The sequence below is a fragment of the Kitasatospora sp. NPDC097691 genome (assembly GCF_040302665.1).
In the GTDB taxonomy this organism is placed as follows: Bacteria; Actinomycetota; Actinomycetes; order Streptomycetales; family Streptomycetaceae; genus Kitasatospora.
This window is the reverse complement of the sequence record NZ_JBEORY010000132.1, coordinates 1-1487: the sequence shown is the minus strand read 5'-3', so window position 1 is coordinate 1487 and position 1487 is coordinate 1. Positions and strand designations below refer to the sequence as shown.

General features: G+C 67.2%; 1 protein-coding gene. It reads left to right on the top strand.

What is annotated here, in order from left to right; all coding sequences use genetic code 11:
* The coding region (locus ABTY56_RS38635) for an AMP-binding protein (RefSeq protein WP_350634375.1) at positions 1–1487 on the top strand (1487 nt) is incomplete at both ends.

The following is a 1487-nucleotide window of genomic DNA, read 5'->3' as shown; positions in this document are numbered from 1 at the left end:
CTTGGGGTGAGTCCGGCGACGTTGTTCCACGTCGCGTATGCGCGGGTGCTGGCGAGTCTGGCGGGCCGGTCGGATGTGGTGTTCGGGACGCTGTTGCTGGGTCGGATGAATGCGGGGGTGGGGGCGGAGCGGATTCCTGGCCCGTTCATCAACACGCTTCCGGTGCGGATGGACGTCGCGGATACGGATGTGGTGGGTGCGGTGCGGGCGATGCAGGCCCAGCTGGCCGGCCTGCTGGTGCACGAGCACGCCCCGCTCGCGCTGGCCCAGAAGGTCAGTGCGGTGTCGGCTTCGGCTCCGTTGTTCACCTCGCTGTTCAACTATCGCCACGGCGGCCAGTCGGCGGGCGGTGGTGCTTCGGTGCGTGGTGGTGCTGCGGGTGTTGAGTTGTTGTTCGCGCAGGAGCGGACGAATTATCCGTTGGCGGTCGCGGTGGATGATCTCGGGGTTGGGTTTGCGGTGGTGGTTGATGCGGTGGCTCCGGGGGATGCCGGGTTGGTGTGTGAGTTGGTGGAGATGGCGGTGGGGGAGTTGGTGGGGGCGTTGGAGGTTGCGCCGGGGGCGGCGTTGGGTGGTGTGGGTGTGCTGCCGTTGTCGGTGCGGGAGCAGGTGGTGGATGGCTGGAACAGTGGTGCGGTGTCGGTGCCTGAGGTGTCGTCGTGGGTGGGGTTGTTCGAGCGGTGGGTGGTGCGGGATCCGGGTGCGGTGGCGGTGGTGTGTGGGGGTGAGTCGTTGTCGTATGGGGAGTTGGATGAGCGTTCTGGTCGGTTGGCGGGTGTGTTGGCGGGTGTGGGTGTGGGGTTGGAGTCGGTGGTGGGTGTGGTGTTGGGGCGGTCGGTTGATGTGGTGGTGGCGTTGGTGGGGGTGTGGAAGGCGGGGGGTGCGTATGTGTTTGTTGATCCGTCGTATCCGGTGGAGCGGGTGGGTGTGGTGCTGGCGGAGGCGGGGCCGGTGTGTGTGGTGACTGATGGGGGTTTGGCTGGTGGGTTGCCGGGTGGGCTGGGTGTGCCGGTGGTGTGTGTGGATGATCCGGTGGTGGAGTCAGCTGCGGTGGTGCGGCCTGTGCTCGGCGATCTGGGTGTGGCGGCGTATGTGATGTTTACGTCGGGGTCGTCGGGTGTGCCGAAGGGTGTGGTGGTGTCTCAGGGTGCGGTGGTGGGTTTGGTGGCGGCTTTGGGTCCGGTGCTGGGTGCTGGGCCTGGTGTGGGGGTGTTGCAGTTTGCGTCGTTTGGGTTTGACGGTTCGGTGCTGGATGTTGCGGTGGTGTTGGCGTCGGGTGGGTGTCTGGTGGTGGCGTCGGAGGCGGAGCGGGCGGATGTCGGGTTGTTGACGGATTTGGTGGTGCGGGAAGGAGTGGAGGTCGCGAGTGTGGTGCCCTCTCTCCTGGGTGTGGTGGATCCGGCGGGGGTGCCTGGTCTGGGGCGGGTGCTGGTGGGTGGCCCGGCCTGCTCGGCGCCGGGCTCACCCACCCGTTCTGGATCGCCCTC